The organism is Paracoccus sp. DMF-8 (assembly GCF_029309835.1).
GTDB lineage: Bacteria > Pseudomonadota > Alphaproteobacteria > Rhodobacterales > Rhodobacteraceae > Paracoccus.
The window spans coordinates 305,906-322,524 of sequence record NZ_JARJHL010000017.1; the positions used below are offsets into that span (position 1 = coordinate 305,906).

General features: G+C 65.8%; 17 protein-coding genes. 3 read left to right on the forward strand and 14 right to left on the reverse strand.

Annotated elements, in window-relative coordinates; translation table 11 throughout:
• Nucleotides 1-69: 69 nt before the first annotated feature.
• Nucleotides 70-1,074: a TRAP transporter substrate-binding protein gene (locus PE067_RS19530; RefSeq protein WP_346429743.1), complete on the reverse strand. Its 1,005-nt coding sequence runs from the start codon at nt 1,072-1,074 to the stop codon at nt 70-72.
• Between the two features lie 149 nt (nt 1,075-1,223).
• Here PE067_RS19530 and PE067_RS19535 point away from each other — a divergent pair, with 149 nt between their 5' ends.
• Genes PE067_RS19535 through PE067_RS19545 form a run of 3 tightly spaced genes read left to right on the forward strand, consistent with a single transcriptional unit; the run spans nt 1,224 to nt 3,896 of the window.
• Nucleotides 1,224-2,453 (forward strand): PAS domain-containing protein, encoded by a 1,230-nt coding sequence (locus PE067_RS19535; protein ID WP_276191409.1) that lies wholly within the window; start codon nt 1,224-1,226, stop codon nt 2,451-2,453.
• A 29-nt stretch (nt 2,454-2,482) separates the two neighbouring features.
• On the forward strand, nt 2,483-3,265 hold the full coding sequence (locus tag PE067_RS19540; RefSeq protein WP_276191410.1) for an ATP-binding protein: 783 nt from the start codon (nt 2,483-2,485) through the stop codon (nt 3,263-3,265).
• Nucleotides 3,266-3,281: 16 nt separating this feature from the next.
• A complete protein-coding gene (locus tag PE067_RS19545) occupies nt 3,282-3,896 on the forward strand; it encodes a response regulator (RefSeq protein WP_276191411.1) in 615 nt (204 codons plus the stop codon).
• A gap of 213 nt (nt 3,897-4,109) precedes the next feature.
• Here PE067_RS19545 and PE067_RS19550 read toward each other — a convergent pair whose 3' ends face one another.
• The 13 genes from PE067_RS19550 to PE067_RS19610 form a co-directional block, all read right to left on the reverse strand.
• A complete protein-coding gene (locus PE067_RS19550) occupies nt 4,110-4,775 on the reverse strand; it encodes an ABC transporter permease subunit (protein WP_276191412.1) in 666 nt (221 codons plus the stop codon).
• Nucleotides 4,776-4,790: 15 nt separating this feature from the next.
• The gene (locus PE067_RS19555) at nt 4,791-4,937 is read right to left on the reverse strand and encodes a hypothetical protein (RefSeq protein ID WP_276191413.1); all 147 of its coding nucleotides are present in this window, start codon (nt 4,935-4,937) and stop codon (nt 4,791-4,793) included.
• Entirely contained in the window at nt 4,934-5,791 is an 858-nt protein-coding gene (locus PE067_RS19560; protein ID WP_276191414.1) for an ABC transporter permease subunit, read from the reverse strand. Before PE067_RS19560 ends, PE067_RS19555 begins: the two co-directional genes overlap by 4 nt.
• A 10-nt stretch (nt 5,792-5,801) precedes the next feature.
• The gene (locus PE067_RS19565; RefSeq protein WP_276191415.1) at nt 5,802-6,872 is read right to left on the reverse strand and encodes a glycine betaine/L-proline ABC transporter ATP-binding protein; all 1,071 of its coding nucleotides are present in this window, start codon (nt 6,870-6,872) and stop codon (nt 5,802-5,804) included.
• Nucleotides 6,873-6,937: 65 nt separating this feature from the next.
• Nucleotides 6,938-7,789 carry a glycine betaine ABC transporter substrate-binding protein gene (locus PE067_RS19570; RefSeq protein WP_276191416.1) on the reverse strand — a complete coding sequence of 284 codons (852 nt, stop codon included), beginning with the start codon at nt 7,787-7,789 and terminating at the stop codon, nt 6,938-6,940.
• A gap of 283 nt (nt 7,790-8,072) precedes the next feature.
• Complete coding sequence (locus tag PE067_RS19575) at nt 8,073-9,038, reverse strand: LysR substrate-binding domain-containing protein (protein ID WP_276191417.1); 966 nt, start codon at nt 9,036-9,038, stop codon at nt 8,073-8,075.
• A 26-nt stretch (nt 9,039-9,064) separates the two neighbouring features.
• Nucleotides 9,065-10,411, reverse strand: coding sequence for an FAD-binding oxidoreductase (locus PE067_RS19580; RefSeq protein ID WP_276191418.1), 1,347 nt, complete (start codon nt 10,409-10,411; stop codon nt 9,065-9,067).
• A gap of 3 nt (nt 10,412-10,414) precedes the next feature.
• Nucleotides 10,415-11,923, reverse strand: coding sequence for an aldehyde dehydrogenase (locus PE067_RS19585; RefSeq protein ID WP_276191419.1), 1,509 nt, complete (start codon nt 11,921-11,923; stop codon nt 10,415-10,417).
• Nucleotide 11,924: 1 nt separating this feature from the next.
• The gene (locus PE067_RS19590) at nt 11,925-12,842 is read right to left on the reverse strand and encodes a dihydrodipicolinate synthase family protein (RefSeq protein ID WP_276191420.1); all 918 of its coding nucleotides are present in this window, start codon (nt 12,840-12,842) and stop codon (nt 11,925-11,927) included.
• A gap of 228 nt (nt 12,843-13,070) precedes the next feature.
• A complete protein-coding gene (locus PE067_RS19595) occupies nt 13,071-14,288 on the reverse strand; it encodes an MFS transporter (protein WP_276191422.1) in 1,218 nt (405 codons plus the stop codon).
• A gap of 18 nt (nt 14,289-14,306) precedes the next feature.
• On the reverse strand, nt 14,307-14,654 hold the full coding sequence (locus PE067_RS19600; RefSeq protein WP_276191423.1) for a carboxymuconolactone decarboxylase family protein: 348 nt from the start codon (nt 14,652-14,654) through the stop codon (nt 14,307-14,309).
• A gap of 13 nt (nt 14,655-14,667) precedes the next feature.
• Nucleotides 14,668-15,255, reverse strand: coding sequence for a TetR/AcrR family transcriptional regulator (locus PE067_RS19605; RefSeq protein WP_276191424.1), 588 nt, complete (start codon nt 15,253-15,255; stop codon nt 14,668-14,670).
• Between the two features lie 78 nt (nt 15,256-15,333).
• The gene (locus PE067_RS19610) at nt 15,334-16,617 is read right to left on the reverse strand and encodes an NtaA/DmoA family FMN-dependent monooxygenase (protein WP_276191425.1); all 1,284 of its coding nucleotides are present in this window, start codon (nt 16,615-16,617) and stop codon (nt 15,334-15,336) included.
• Nucleotides 16,618-16,619 lie beyond the last annotated feature (2 nt).

Below are 16,619 nucleotides of genomic sequence, written 5' to 3' on the forward strand. Positions count from 1 at the left end.
CCCCCGGTTCATTCTATCCCGGTTCATTCCGGGGACTGGGTTTCCGGGAATCCGGGCGATGGGCCGGGATCAGTCGGCGGCGACGACCTCGCGGGCCTGCTGGATCAGATCGGCCCCGATGCGCGATGCCATTTCGTCATGGACGGGGCGCAGGCGTTCGATCCATTCGGCGCGCTCTTCCTCGGTCGGTTCATGGAAGGTGGTGGTGCCCGCCTTGACCATTTCGGCCATCGCCCAATCGTTTTCTTCCTTGGCGATCGAGTTGGCGTATTCGGTCGCTTCGGCCATGGCGCGGTCCAGCTGTTCGCGCACCGCCGGGTCCAGACCGTCCCAGAACGCCTTGTTCACGATCACCGCATAGCCCAGATAGCCGTGGTTGGTGACGGTGGCGTGTTTCTGGACCTCGTGCATTTTCTGGGTGAACATGTTCGAGGGCGGGTTTTCCGTGCCATCGACAACGCCCGTCTGCAGCGCCTGATAGACCTCGGAAAAGGGCAGGACCTGCGGCACGGCGTCCAGCGCCAGCATCTGCGCCTCCAGGATTTTCGACGACTGGATGCGCATCTTCAGGCCCAGCAGGTCGTCGGGCGTTTCAATGGGCGAATTCGCCGACATCACCTTGAAGCCGTTGTCCCAATAGGCCAGCCCCTTGATGCCCTTGTCGTCCAGCAGGCCCAGCAGGGTCTGGCCGACTTCGCCATCGGTGATCTTGCGCAGGTCGTCATAGCCGTCCATCAGGTAAGGCAGGTCGAACAGTTCGAACTGCTGCACGCCAAGGGGGCCGAATTTCGCCAGCGAGGGCGCCAGCATCTGGACCGCGCCCAGTTGCAGCGCCTCCAGCTCTTCCTTGTCCTTGTAAAGCTGGCTGTTGGGATAGACTTCGACCACGACGGCGCCGTCGGTATATTGCTCGGCCAGTTCCTTGAATTTCAGCGCGCCCTTGCCCTTGGGCGTATCGGGGGCGACGACATGGCTGAACTTGATGGTGACGGTCTGGGCCAGCGCCGGGAATGCTGCGGTCAGCGCAAAAGCGGCAGCGCCGGCCAGAGCGGCGAATGTGCGACGTTTCATCAGATATCCTCCGTTGGTCCCACCGCCCTCCTGCTGCGGGATCCTTGGCAGTTCCTTGCCAGCTTGTTCACATTCCCGCTATTGTGGATTCCCGCAATAGGGGCAGGCAGCCGCCCCGACAGCGGACCGGAGGAGATGGAACGGACCCCGCGATGAGCGATGCAGACCTGCCGAAGGCGCCGGACTCTTCGCCGCGCCCTGCCCGGCAGGGTCGCGGCACGGCGCCGGATATGGCTGCGTTCGGCATGGACAGCATCGACATCGCCCAGCCACCGCGGCGCCGCATCGACCTGCTGTCGCTGGTGCCGCTGGTCGCCATCATCGCGCTGGTCGGGCTGGTCTGGGCGCTGGTCTGGGCGGTGACGCGCGACGACAACGAAAGCGCGCGGACCAAGCTGGCGACGGATGCGCTTTGGGTCGAACAGACCCTGCGTTTCCAGTTGGGCGTCGACGAGGACATGCTTGTGCGGCTGGCGATGGACCATGCCGGGGGCGTGCCCGATGCGGTGATGGCCGCCCGCGCCCGCAGCCATATTTCCAGCAACCCTGAAGTCCTGTCGATCAGGTGGCACGGGCCGGACGGTCAGGCCGACGACAGCCCGCCCCCGATCGGTCTGGCCGATGATCCGGTGCTGGTCGACCTGATCCTGAACACCCGCGCCGGCACGATCCGCCCGGTTTACGGACAGGTCACCCCGGACGGGCTGGTCACGATGGGCGTCGCGCTGAACGATGGGCAGGGCGCGCTGACCGCGACGATTTCGCTGCCCCATGTGCTGGAACGCCACCTGCCCTGGTGGATTGCCGAACAATATGGCGTCCTGCTGGTCGATCTGTCGGGCGATGTGCTGGCCAGCCGTCAGCGCCTGTCGCCCGATCCCGACAACCCGTCCCATGTCATCAGCTTTGACCCGCCGCTTGGCGGCACATGGCTGCGCATCACCGCCTATAACCCGCCCGCGCCGTTTCGTTCCACCGTGCTGTTCGGCGCGATTGCGGCGCTGGCGGCCTTTGCGGTGCTGGCCCTGGGCGTGCTGTATCGGTCATCCAAACGCCGCCGCGAAACCGAATTGCGATTGTGGAGCGAGACCGCATTCCGCCGCTCGATGGAAGAAAGCCTGACCGTCGGGCTGCGCGCCAAGGACCATCAGGGCCGCATCCTGTTCGTCAACCCGGCATTTTGCAAACTGGTCGGGTGGAGCGCGGCCGAACTGATGCGCCGCGACCCGCCCATGCCCTATTGGGACCGTTCCATCCTGCCCGAAACCCAGGAACGCCACGCCAAGCTGGCGGCGGGCGGCGCGGTCAGCCAGCGCTTTGAAACCCGCTTCGTCGCCCGCGACGGCCGCGAGATCGAGGTCGAGGTCTATGAGGCCCCCTGATCACCGCGCGCGGCGACCATATCGGCTGGATGGGTTCGGTCATCGACATCACCGAAACCCGCAAGGCCGCCCGCACCGCCCGCCTGCAGGACGAGGCGCTGGCCCGGACCGGGCGGCTGGTCACGCTTGGCGAAATGGCTTCGACCCTTGCGCATGAGCTGAATCAGCCCTTGTCGGCGATTGCATCCTATGCGGCGGGGATGCTGAACCTGATCGAACGGCAAAAGGCCGATCCCGCCATCCTGCAGGGCGCCACGGAAAAACTGGCCCGGCAGGCCGACCGCGCAGGCCAGATCATCCGCCGCATCCAGGATCTGGTCAAAAAGCGCGAACCGCATTTTTCCGAACTGGATCTGGCCGAGGTGGTCGATGAAACCCTTGGCTTTCTGCAGGCCGATGCCCGCGAACACCGGGTCAGGCTGCACCGTCAGGGCACCGTGTCAGCCCCCGTCGCCGCCGACCGCATCCTGCTGGAACAGGTGCTGATCAACCTGATCCGCAACGGGATGGAGGCCATGACCGAAACCCGCAGCGGCGACACGGTCACGGTCCATCTGTCCACAACCGCAGGCCATGCCCTGATCAGGATCGAGGATCATGGCGCGGGCATTTCCGACGCACTTTCGGCCAATCTGTATGACGCCTTTGCCACGACCAAGCCGCAGGGCATGGGCATGGGCTTGAAAATCTGCCGCTCGATCGTCGAATTGCACGGCGGCAGCCTGAACTGGCACCTGACCGAAGGCGGGGGCACGACATTCGCCTTTTCCCTGCCGTTCGCCGCGCCGACCGAACCGAAGGAGGACAGATGAGACAAAAGGAACGCCCATGCCCGCGCTGATCGACATCGTTGACGACGAAGAACCGATCCGCGATGCACTGGCCTTTCTGCTGGCCTCGCGCGATATCGAAACCCGGCTCTGGGCCTCGGGAGAGGAGTTTCTGGCCGCCCAACCCCTGGACGACATGACCTGCATCATCATGGATGTGCGGATGACGGGCATGTCCGGCCCCGATGTCTATGAACGGCTGCATGCGATGGGTTCGGTGGTGCCGGTGATCTTTCTGACCGGCCATGCCGATGTCCCGGTCGCGGTCCGCACGCTGAAGGCCGGGGCCTTCGATTTCATCGAAAAACCCTTCAACGACAATCAGATCGTCGATCTGGCGCTCAGCGCGATTGCGGCGGGGGAAATCGCGCAGGCCAATGCCGCCAGCAGGCGCGAGCTGGACAGCCGCCGCGCATCCCTGTCGGCGCGTGAAGCCGAGGTCATGGACCTGATCCTGACCGGCGCGATGAACAAGCAGATCGCCGACCAGCTTGGCATCGCCATCCGCACGGTCGAGGCGCATCGCGAAAAGGTGCTGGGCAAGATGGGCGTGCGCAACGCGCTGGAACTGGCCGCCCTGACCCGCGACCACGGCCCCGACCGCAAGGACTGACGCCCGGCGCGGCGGTATCGGGTGCGGATGATGTCGCGGTCCCGTGGTGCACGGCCCGGCGCGGTCGCGGCGACAGATCGCGGGCAGGTCATCGCCCCATCCGGCCGTCGCCACCCGCCGAAGACCGGAAACCCGCCGCGCAATGTCCCGGTCGGGCGGCACGCGGCGGTTCCGGGGATATCGGGCCATCCTGCACGGGCGGCCCGTTTCTGTTCACGAGGTTTTCTTCTGGATCGCGCCTTTGGAAAAGCTGTCCAGCAGGATCGCCACGGCGACGATGGCCAGCCCTGCGCGCAGGCCCAGACCCATCTCCATCCGGGTCAGGCCGCGCGTCACCTCGGCGCCAAGCCCCCCTGCTCCGACCAGACCGGCCAGCACGACCATCGCCAGCGACAACAGGATGCACTGGTTCAGCCCGACCAGCAGCGTGGGCGTCGCGGCGGGAAACTCGATCTTCCACAGGATGGTGCGGGGTTTCGCGCCGATGGCCTGCCCCAGTTCCTTGAGGTCAGAGGGCACGCCGCGAAAGGCCAGCGTGGTCAGGCGCAGCATCGGCGGGATGCCGTAGACGATGGTTGCGATGATCGCGGGCACCCGGCCAAGGCTGAAGATCATCACCGCAGGGATCAGATAGACCCATGGCGGCACCGTCTGCATCACGTCCAGAACCGGGCGCAGCGCGGTCTCGATCCGGGGGCGGCGGGCGGCAAGGATGCCAAGCGGAAAGGCGATGGCGACGGCGATGGCCACCGCCACCACGACCAGCGCGACCGTCTGCATCGACGCCGTCCACAGCCCCACCAGCCAGCAGAACGCCAGACAGCAGCCCGCCAGAACCGCGACCTTGCGGCCCGCGACGACCAGCGCCACCACCGCCACGACCGCGATCAGCGCCTAGGGCGGCAGCACCAGCAGCGCCCGTTCGATCGCGCCCAGAACGGTTTCGATGATACGCGTAACCGCCGCGAAAAAGCCGTGGAAATTCGCATTCAGCCAGTCGACGACGGGGGCCAGGAAGGCACCGGGATTGATCTGGGTCATGTCCGTTCTTTTCCGGCGCGCGCGGCGCCCTGCCCTGCGCTTTGCGTCACGCGGTCCAGGATCATCGTCAGGATGACGATGGCGATCGAAGCATTGATCGAGGTCGCGATATCCAGCGTGCGGATCGCGCCATAGATCGTCGCGCCCAACCCGCCGGAACCGACGATCCCCGCGATGACCACCATGCCAAAGGCCATCATCAGGCTTTGGTTGATGCCGGCCATGATGCTGGGGACGGCAAAGGGCAGCCGGATCTTGAAAAACATCTGGCTGCGGCTCAGGCCAAGCGCCTGCCCCAGTTCGATGAATTCCTGCGGCGTCATGCGGATGCCAAGCGCGGTCAGCCGGATCGCGGGCGGCACCGCGACGATCACCGTCGCAACCAGCGCCGTCGCCGGGCCGAAACCCAGCAGCGCGATCGAGGGCAGCAAGTAGATATAGGGCGGCATCGTCTGGATCAGGTCCAGCACCGGGGTCAGCGCCCGGTCCAGCCGCGGCATCAGCCCGGCCAGAGTGCCGACGGGCAGGCTGATCGCCAGCGCGATGACCACGGCGGCGATGACCAGCGCCAGCGTCTCCATCGTATCGGACCACAGGCCCATGGCCGCGCAGAACGCCAGCGCGGCGGCGCTGCTGATCCCGAACCACAGGTTCAGCGCCCGCCAGCCGATCACCCCGGCCAGCGCCGCGATGACGTAAAAGGGCGGCAGCAGCACCAGCCACAGGATCGCGTCATACAGCCCTTCCAGCAGGGCGCGGGCGCCGTCGAACAGAAAACCCGCGTGATCGCCCAGCCAGAACAGCGCATTGTCGATTGCCGTATCGAAACCGTCGATAAAGGCGCTATTGTCCATGCCGCCCCCCTTAATGCGCGGCGGGGGCGCCATCGCCCCGGACGCTCAGCAACAGGTTGCGGGTGGTGACGACACCAGCGATGGCGCCGTCTTCGGTCACCGCGACGGCATCGCTGCCGGTTTCGGTGATCTTGCCGATCAGCGCGTCGATATCGGCCTGGCCGTCGCATTGCGGCAGGCTGGCCGGGTCGGTCGCGGGGTCCAGGGCGCGGAAATCCGCGACCGGGATCATCACCGAATGCGCCTTGACCAGATGCAGCCGCGATATCCCGGCGACGAAATCGGCGACATACTGGTCGGCCGGGTTCATGACGATATCCTCGGCCGTGCCGACCTGGATGATGACGCCGTCCTTCATGATGGCGATGCGGTCGCCGATGCGGATCGCCTCGTCCAGATCATGGGTGATGAAGACCGCCGACTTGCCCAGATCCTTGGTCAACTGGCGGAATTCGTCCTGCAACTGGCGGCGGATCAGCGGGTCCAGCGCGGAAAACGGCTCGTCCATCAGGATGATTTCCGGGTCCGAGGTCAGCGCGCGGGCCAGCCCCACCCGCTGCTGCATGCCCCCCGACAGTTCGGACGGATAGCGGTCCAGCCAGTCCGACAGCCCGACCTTGGCCAGCGCGGCGCGGGCGGCCTGATTGCGTTCGTCGCGCCCGACGCCCTGCACCTCAAGGCCAAAGGCCGCGTTTTCCAGCACATTGCGCTGCGGCAGCAAGGCCACGGACTGAAAGACCATGCCGATATGGCGCGCCCGCGTCTCGCGCAGGGTCGCGGCATCCATCTGGGCCAGATCGCGACCCTTGACCAGAACCTTGCCAAGGCTGGGTTCGATCAGCCGGTTCAACTGCCGGATCAGCGTCGATTTGCCCGAACCCGACAGGCCCATGATGCAAAAGATCTCGCCCCGGTGGACCTTGAGCGTCGCGTCGGACACCCCCACCACGCAGCCGAACTGCTGCAAGACCTCGGTCTTGCCAAGCCCCCGTTCGGTGATCGCGCGGATCGCCTCGGCCGAGCGTGTGCCGAATACCTTCCAGACCGACTGGCAGTCGATCAGAACCTCACCATTTTCCATGATTTCCCTGTCGATCCTGTGGGCGTGAAAAAGGCGGCCGGAACGGCCGGCCGCCAGACGCGAGATCAGTAGCTTTTGATATTCGACCAGCGGCCGATCAGATCGGCATGACCCGCGGTCCAGTCGGCAACCGCCTGATCCATGGTCTTGCCGTCATTCACCTCGGCATTGATCAGCGCGATATCGGCGATGGGCACATAGACGCTGCCGATGATTTCGCGCGCTTCGGGATTGGCTTCGGCAAAGCCCTTTTGCCCGATCCAGTAATAGCTTTGGGGCGGGGCGAAAATGCCCTTGGGATCGGCCAGGAATTTGGTGTCGTAGCGCAGGGCCATCCAGGTCGGCTCCCACAGGGTGACGGCGATCCAGTCCTGACGATCGGTCGCGGATTTCAGCGCGGCGGTCATCGCGGCGGTGCTGCCTTCGACCAGTTGCAGGTTCAGGCCATAGGCCGAAACCGCATCCGCCGTTTCGCGCATCAGGCCGGCGCCGGGCTCGATGCCGATGATCTTGCCGCCGAATTTATCGGCGTTTTCGTTCAGTTGTTCGACGGGATCGATCGGCACATATTTCGGAACCGCGATCCCCTGATACAGCCCGTGCGACACCGGAGACAGCTTTTCCAGCCGGTTCTTGTTGCGGTTCCAGTAATCGTGGGCGACGTAATCGGTCTGCGAGGCGATGATCTGGATATCGCCCTTGGTCAGCGCCGCATAGGCGATGCCCCATTCGGAAAACTCGGTCACCTCGACGGTGAAGCCCTTGTCCTCAAGGACCTTTTTGGTGATGCCGGTGATCGGGGTCAGGTCTTCCCAGATGATGGTGCCCATCTTGATGACCTTGTCCTGCGCCATCACGGGTGTCGTCAGGCCAAGCGCCAGCATGCCGGCGATCAGGGCTTTGAACAGTCTGCGCATTTAGTCCTCCGCAAAGTTGGATGTGCGATGAAGGACCGGGCGGCGGGCATGATCTGACCCAGACCGCAAGCGTGATTGCGGCGCAATTCGCCCGGACCCGTCTTTCGTGACGGGGGAATTCTGATTTTTTCGGGATTTGACCGGCTTGTTTTTTCCGGGATGCCCCCTCATCCCGAATTGGATGATTTATCCCCCGTGGGGTGACGTCGGGCAAACGAGAATTTGCAATGGCCGCGCATTAGAAAATCTGCGTCAGCCGCCCGCCTGCCCTAGCCTGCCTGACCTAGCCCGCCTGTCGGGCGGACAGGTCCATCTGCGCCCGCACCGCGTCCAGCACATGTTCGACAAAACCCGCGACATAGGGCCGGGACAGGGATTTCTGCTTGCAGTTCAGAAAGTTGCCCCTGCCCGCAGTGATCGGCGCAGGATGGGCAAAGACCAGATCGCCCGTCCGGATCAGGCCCTGCACCATATGGTGCCAGCCCAGCATCACGCCCTCGCCCGCCAAGGTCGCGCGCATCAAAAGCCCGACCTTGTTCGTGCTGAGCGTCGAGGGCGCGCGATTCCAGTCCAGCCCCTGCGCGCGGAACCATTCGGGCCAGCCAAGCGGCTGCCAGCCGATCGCATCGGCGGTCCAGTGGCGGTCGTGCAGATGCAGCAGATTGACCCGGTTCAGGCTGTCGGCATCGCCAAAGGGGCCGAAGCGGGCCAGAAAATCCAGGGTGCAGACCGGCTGCGCGGTTTCGGGGAACAGGAAATGCAGCACCTCGCCGACCTCGCAGCGGTCATTTCCGCAGAGCATGGCGATATCGACCTCGGCATAGTTGCGCAGGTTGTCATCCTCGTCCGAGGCGAAGACGACAAAGCCGACATCGGGGTGTTTCGCGCGGAAACTGTCGATCAGCGGCTGCAGCCAGAACTGCGCCGCGCCATCGGTGGCCGAAATCGTGACGGTCTGCGGCCCTTCGTCCTGACTGAGCAACGCGACACCGGCGCTGATCGTGTCCAGCCCTTCGGTCACGGCGCCGAACAGGCTGACGCCTTCGGGCGTCAGTTCCAGCACATTGTGTTTGCGGATGAACAGCGCCACGTCCAGCGCGCGTTCCAGCAGCCGGATCTGCTGGCTGACCGCGCCCTGGGTGACGTTCAGCTCCTTGGCGGCCAGCGTAAAGCTGAGATGCTTGGCCGCCACCTCGAAGGTGGCGAAGGCCCCAAGAGACGGCAGATAGCGGCGCTTGATCGGTGGCATGGCGGCTCCGGTTGAACGAAGCGGCGTCATTCGAGTCGGGTCCGCCACTCCTTCCAGCGAAGATAGACATTTGCGCCGATGGTGTCGAAGGGATGTGGCGGCAGGCGCGAAGGTTCCGCCTCGGCCGCGAAAAACGCGGTGATCGCGCTTTGCCGCCCACAGGCCAGTTCCGCCGCCCCGATCCCGGTCAGCGTGCTGCGCGTGGTGCCCAGACCGTTGTCGACGCAGGCCGCGAACAGCCCCGGTTCCAGCTGCCGCATGACCGAGACGCTGTTTTTCGACAGGCACAGATGCCCGGACCAGCTATGCCGGAACCTGACGCCCTTCAGCATCGGGAAACGCGCATCGAATTTGCGCCGCATCTGGCCGACCAGCCGCGACAGATCGGCGGCGCTGGTCTGCATTTCAGGGCGGTAATAGCTGCCCTGCCGGATGACGATGCGGTTGCCGCCCTGCGCCGGGCCGATGCGGCGCACGGTGGTTCCCATCGGATCGGCGGGGGTGACGCCCCAGCATTCGTGCCCGCCAAGCGCGCGGATCGCATCGGGGGGCAGTTCCCCGGTCATGCAGGCGCTGAGCATGATATGCATCAGCGCGCCCTGCTCGAAGCCGAAGCTTTCCAGATGGCCGTTATTGGCCAGAATGAGCTTTTGCGCGGTCAAGCGGCCCTGCGCGGTCTGCACATGCCAGCCCTGCGCCACGGGTTCGATGCGCTGGACGGGCGATTGTTCCAGAATGCGCACCCCGTCGCGTTCCAGCCCCGCCGCAAGGCCCTGCACATAGCCCGCGGGCTGCAACATCACCGTGCCGGGGGTAAACAGCCCGCCGTGGTAATAGTCGGACCCAGTGATCTCGCGCATGGCGCGGGCGTCCAGCAATTCATGCGCTTCGCCGAGGGCGCGCAGATGTTCGGCATAGCTGCGGTTGGCAGCGACACCCGCGTCGGATGCGGCGCCGTTGACCTTGCCCATGCGCTGGAACCAGCCCTGTGGGATGGCGTAATCCGCGACGATATCGCCCGCGAATTCAATCGCATGGCGGTTCAGCGCGGTGATCTGGCGGTCATGGCTGTCGCCCTGCCCCGCATAATCCGACGAGGTCAGTTCGTGCGGCAGGTCGATCATGAAACCCGAATTGCGCCCGGTGCCGCCTTCGGAAATCCGCGCCGCTTCCAGAATGACGATATCCAGACCGGGGTCGATCTGGCGCAGGCGGCGCGCGGCGGAAAGCCCCGCGAAACCGCCGCCCACGATGGCGATGTCGCAGCCCGCGCTGCCGTCCAGCCGCGCGCGGGGCGCGACTGGCGGCAGGATCACGCTCCACCCGGCGGGGCCGTTGAACACCGGGGTGCGTATCGCCTGATGCGCGGGCATGGGTCAGTCCAGCGCGGTATCGGCGTTATCGGACAGGTCCAGCCAGATGGTTTTCAGCTGGGTATACTGGTCATGGGCATGGATGGAATTGTCCCGCCCGCCAAAGCCCGACTGCTTGTAGCCGCCGAACGGGGTCGCGATATCGCCCTCGCCAAAGCTGTTCACCGTCACCGTCCCGGCCCGCAGCATCCGCGCGCCGCGCAGCGCGCGCTTGCCATTGGCGGTAAAGATCGACGCGGCCAGCCCGTAGTCGGTGGCATTGGCCGTGGCGATGGCTTCCTCGAAACTGGCGACCTCGATCACGCTGAGGATGGGGCCAAAGATCTCCTCGCGCGCGAGCCTATGGTCATTGCCGTCGATTTCCACCACGGTCGGCTCGACATGGGTGCCGTCATGGCTGGCGCCGCCCAGAATGATGCGGCCCGTTTGCGCGAGTTCCAGATAGGATGCGACCTTGTCGAAATGCGCCGGGCTGACCAGCGCGCCGACCCGGACCGCAGGGTCCAGCGGATCGCCGTGCCGCCATTCGCGGGCATGGGCCTGAACGCGGTCCAGCAGGCGGTCCTTGATGCCCTTTTGCACGATCAGGCGGCTGGCGGCGGAACAGTTTTCGCCCATGTTCCAGAAGGCGCCATTGACGACATGCGCGGCCACGGTGTCCAGATCCTCGGCATCGTCCAGCACGATGCAGGGGTTCTTGCCGCCCAGTTCCAGCACGATTTCCTTGAGGTTGCTGTCGGCCGAATAATGCAGGAACCGCCGCCCCGTCACGGTCGAGCCGGTGAAGCTGACCATATCGACATCCGGGTGGCGGCCAAGCGGCTCACCGACCTCGGCGCCGCCGCCGGTGACGATGTTCAGCACGCCGCGCGGCAGGCCCGCCTCGGCCGCCAGTTCCGCCACGCGCAACGCGGTCAGGGTGGTTTCAGCGGCGGGCTTGACCACGACCGAACAGCCGGCGGCCAGCGCCGGGCCGATTTTCCATGCCAGCATCAGCAGCGGGAAATTCCACGGCAGCACCAGCCCCACGACGCCCACGGGTTCGCGCACGACCAGCGCCAGATGATCGTCGGAGGAAGGCGCGACCTGATCATATATCTTGTCGATCAGCTCGGCATGCCATTTCAGGACATGGATGGTTTCCGGCACATCGACGGTTTCGCAATCATAGATCGTCTTGCCGCTGTCGATGCTTTCCAGCACGGCCAGTTCGCGGGCATTGCGTTCCAGCAGTTTCGCCAGACGCAGCAACACGCCCTTGCGCTCGGACGGGTGCAGGCGCGACCAGCGGCCATCCTCGAACGCCTCGCGCGCCCTGGTGACGGCAAGGTCCACGTCCTCGGCCCCGCAGGCGGCGATTTCGGTCAGAGCCGCGCCGGTGGCCGGGTTGGTCGTGGTGAATGTCTTGCCCGAAATCGCGGGCCGAAAGCCGCCGTCGATCCAGGCGTTCTGCGGCAGGTCCAGCGCGGCGGCCAGAGCCTTGTATTCCTGAATGGTCAGAAGATCGCTCATCTCAGTTCCCTTCCGTGATCGCCGTGACGGTGGTTTTCAGCACGCGGATCACCTGTTCCAGCGCGCGCTTTTCATCCTTGTTCAGCCCTTTCAGCGGCGGGCGCATCGGGCCTGCGCGCAGGCCGGTGATCTCGACCCCGTGCTTGACGCATTGGATGAACTTGCCGCCCTGTTCCAGCACGCGCATCAGGGGCAGCATCGCCGACATGATGCGGCGGCCCTGATCGAAATCGCCGCGCACGGCGCAGGCTTCATACAGCGCGATATGTTCCTCGGGCAGAAAGTTCGAGCCGGCGCAGATCCAGCTGCGCGCACCCCGAGCAAAGAATTCCAGCGCCTGATCGTCCATGCCGCAGGACAGCCCGATATGCGGATAATCCCGCGCCAGCAGATGCACGCGGTTGATATCGCCCGAGCTTTCCTTGATCCCGATGACATTCTTCGACCGTCCGACGCGGTCCAGGAATTCGGTCCCCATCTCGACGCCCATGCGACCGGGATAGTTATGCAGGATGATCGGCAGATCGGCGGCGCGGTCGATGGCCAGCGCGTTCAGCGCGTTTTCGCGTTCGGTCGGCACCGAATAGGGCGGCGTGCCCAGCAGGATCGCATCGGCCCCCATCTCGCGCGCGCCCTGCGCCAGCGCGATGCTGTCGGGGGTGCGCATGGCGCCCGTCCCGACGATCACCGGCACGCGACCGGCGGCCTGTTCGGCGATGAAGCGCGCCAGTTCCAGCCGTTCCTCGACGGTTTCGGCGTAATTCTCGCCGGTGGACCCGCCTGAAATCAGCCCGTGAACCCCCGCCGCAATCAGCCTTTCGACCACATCGGCCAGCGCGTCGAAATCGAACGAGCCGTCATCGTGGAAAGGTGTGATCAGCGGGGTGTAAATGCCTTCCAACACCAACCGGGGGGCCATGTCGCATCCTCCATCCCTGTGCGCGCCGCGTCATCGGCGCGGCCTGTCGCCATGGGTAAGCCAGCGCCCCGCCACCGGGCAAAGGAGAATGTTCAGCGCATTGGCATTAGTAAAACTGGGGCGCAGCGGGCCGACCGCCGCCGATGGTCCGGGGGCCGGGGGTCCGGGCGCGCGGCTGCCCCGGCGTGATCCCCCTGCGTGATCCCCATCACCGGGCGGCGGTGTCGGCTATTTCCGGCCCCCGGCCAGCAGCCCGGATCCGGGGTCGCGACGCAGGCGCCACATCGCGATGCAGCCAAGCGCGGGACCGATGGCCAGCATGCCGAAGGCGCCGGGCCAGCCCAGGGCGGATTGCACCACGGGCACCAACTGGATGCTGCCAAGCGTCAGCAAAAATCCCGCGCAGGTCTGTATCGTCAGCAGCGTGCCCACCGCCTCGGGCGCGGCGAGTTCAGCGACCGAGGCGGAAAACTGCGCCGAATCCGCAACCACCGTCACGCCCCAGACCAGCGCGACCACGATCACGACCGCCAGAGGCGCCCAGAACAGCCAGCCCATCAGCGCCGCACAGCCCGCGCTGATCGCCATGGCCCCGATGGTGACGGCGGTGCGCCCGTGCCGGTCGGCCAGAACCCCGCCCAGCCACGACCCGACCGCCCCGGAACCGATGACCAGAAAGGTCAGCAGTGCCGCCCGTGCCGGTGCGTTTTCCAGCCCGCGCTGCGCAAAGGACTGGCCCAGAAACACCCCGACCCGAGCCCACATCGCGTAAAGTTCCCACATATGGCCCAGATAGCCCAGATTGGCCTTGCGCACCGCAGGGCGCCGCCAGCTTTCCGAGAGTCTGGAAAAGTCGATCCGCCGCGCCCGCTGCATCTGCGGCCCGATCCGGACAAGGCAGATGACCACCGCCGCCCCGGCCGCCGCCATCGCGGCCGCGCCATAGATCGACTGCCAGCCCAGACCGCCCGTCGCCGCCAGCAGATGCGGGCTGGCCGATCCCAATGTCAGGGCACCGACCAAAAGCCCGATCAGCAACCCCAGATCCCCCTGCGCCCATGTCGCGGCCAGCCGCATCCCGACCGGATAGACCCCGGCCAGACAGATGCCGGTCAGCACGCGCAGGGCGATGACGGGGGCGCCCGTCGGTTCCAGAAACACCAGCGCCCCGGTCGCCGCCGCCGCGACCAGCGCCGACAGGCCAAAGACCGCCCGTGGATCGAACCGGTCCGCAAGCGCCAGCAGCGCCGAAATCACCGTGCCGATGACAAAACCGATCTGGACGGCGCTGGTCAGCAGGGCCTCGGCCCCGGCGGTCAGGTCATGGCCGCGCTTGATATCGGCGACTGCGGCGCTGGCGGCGAACCAGACGCTCATCGCCAGAACCTGCGCCACAAGCAGCAGCAAAAGCGACCGCCGGCGGGTCGCGGAACCGTCAGCGGCCATGCGCCCGCCCCTTTGCCGTCAGCCTGTCGACCTGGCACCGAATTCCGTCGCCGCTTCCATCGCGCGCGAGGAATAGACAAGCGCCGCGCCAAGGTTCATCGACATGGCAACGCCAAGCGCCTCACCGATTTCCTGCTGCGTCGCGCCTGCGGCAACGGCCTCTTTGGCGTGGACCGAGATGCAGCCGTCGCAGCGCGTCGTCACGGCAACGGCCAGAGAAATCAGCTGGCGGGTCTTTTCATCAAGATGGCCGCTTTCGGCGCCTGCCGCGCTGGCCTTGGCATAGGCCGCGACGGGACCGGGGGCGACCTTGCCCAAGGCCCCGATCCTTTGCAGCAGGCTGGAACGCATATCTGTCCAATTCATCATTCTCTCCTCCTCAGTGTGAAATCCGGTGATGTGAGCCTTTGGCCCCGGCGCAAAGGCTGGCGCAAAGCTCGGCGACGAGGTCGTCAAAGGGATGGCCGCTGGCCACCCCGGACAGGCCCCATCCGACGATCGCCCCGCCTTCCAGCGCGACCAGCAGGGCCATGGCCGAACGCGCCGCATGGGCGACACCGCCCTGGGCCAGCACATCGGTCAGCCAGTCCAGTTGCACCCGCAAGAGCCCGGCCGCCTTGTCCCGCATCGCCTGCGGCAGCGCGTCCCGTTCCGCCGCCAGCGCGCCGCACAGGGGCAACAGACCGTCGCCCGAGCCTTCGCGAAACAGCGCGCCATAGGCCGTCAGCCGTTCCCGCAGATCCGCGGCATCATCGGTAATGGCCTGAAGCCGCGCGGAAAATTTTTCCTGATGTGCGTCCAGCACGGCAAGGCCAAGCGCCTCTTTCGTCGGGAAATGATGGTGGACCGAGGCTTTGCGGATCCCGCATTCCGCCGCCAGATCGCCGTAGCTGAACGCCGCATAACCCCGGCTGCGCATATGTCGCGCCGCAATGTCCAAAAGATTCTGGCGTGTCGAAACGGTCATGCCGACAGGCTACCTACCAGTAGGTAGACAAGTCAATCATCTTTGACCACAGCCCGGCAAGGCAGCTTGCGCCCCGGGTCAGTCGCGGCCCTCTTGCAGATGCCCCAGCAGCGTGTCGGCGCTATAGGACTGGCGGAACAGCCCCTGCGCGGCCAGCGCCGGAATGACCCGGTCCAGCAGCAGATCCAGCGAACGGACAGAGCCGCCGGGCACCGCGATGAACCCGTCCACGGCGCCCGCGCGGAACCAGCCGGCGATCTCTGACACGGCATCTTCGGGCGTGCCGATCACCTGCCAGTGGACCGAGGCCTGGATTTCCGGCCGGGCCAGCAATTCATCCACCGTCGGGGTCAGGTCGCGGATGATCCGGCGCAGCGCATCGCAATGCGTCTTGCAACGCGGCGACGTGAACCCTTCGGGCAGATCGGCATCGGTCAGCCTGCGCGCGCCCGGCCAATCGCCCAGATCAAGGCCCAGAAATTCCTGCACGCGGGCGATGCGTTGCTTGCGGTCGACACGGCGGTTGGTGGCCAGAAACAGCGCCTGCGCCTCGGCCCGGGTTTCGCCCAGATACAGGCTGAGACCGGGCAAAAGCCGCACATCATGCGGCTGGCGGTGATGCGCCAGCGCGCGGTCCGACAGTTGCGCGCGCAGGGCCTGCGCCGATTGCAGGTCGGGGGTCTGGGCAAAGACCATATCGGCCACCTGCCCCGCGAAATCGACCCCATATTTCGACCCGCCCGCCTGCATCAGCGGAATGCGCGGACCGGGATATTGCGGCAGGTTCAGGGGGCCGCGCACGGCGAAATGCGCGCCCTGATGGTCGATCGGCAGCAGCAGATCGGTATCGGCATAGCGCCCCGCCGCGCGGTCGACCAGCAACGCCTCGAGCGGGAAACTGGACCACAGGCGGCGCACGATATCGGTGAACTCCGCCGCGCGGGCATAGCGGGTTTCGGACGATGGCATCTCGGGCAGGCCGAAATTTTCATTGCCCTGCAAGGCGGTCACGACATTCCACCCGGCCCGCCCCCGGCTGAGCCAATGCAGCGACATCATCTGCCGCGCTGCGGAATAGGGGTGGCCAAAGGTCGTGGAAATCGTCGTGACCAGTCCGATCCGGCTGGTTTCCCGCGCCAGCGTCGCCATCAGCAGCGTCGGGTCCAGACTGGAAAAGCCAAAGGATTGTTCCATCATCTGCATGGGCAGAAAACTGGCATCGGGGCGAAAGACGAAATCCATATGCACGGCTTCGGCGCGGCGGGCGACATCCAGCGCCAGATCGCTGGAATACAGCCCCTCGATGCCGCTGTCGGGATCACGCCAGCCCTCTCCGCTCAGCCAGGTCGGGGCGACGGACATGC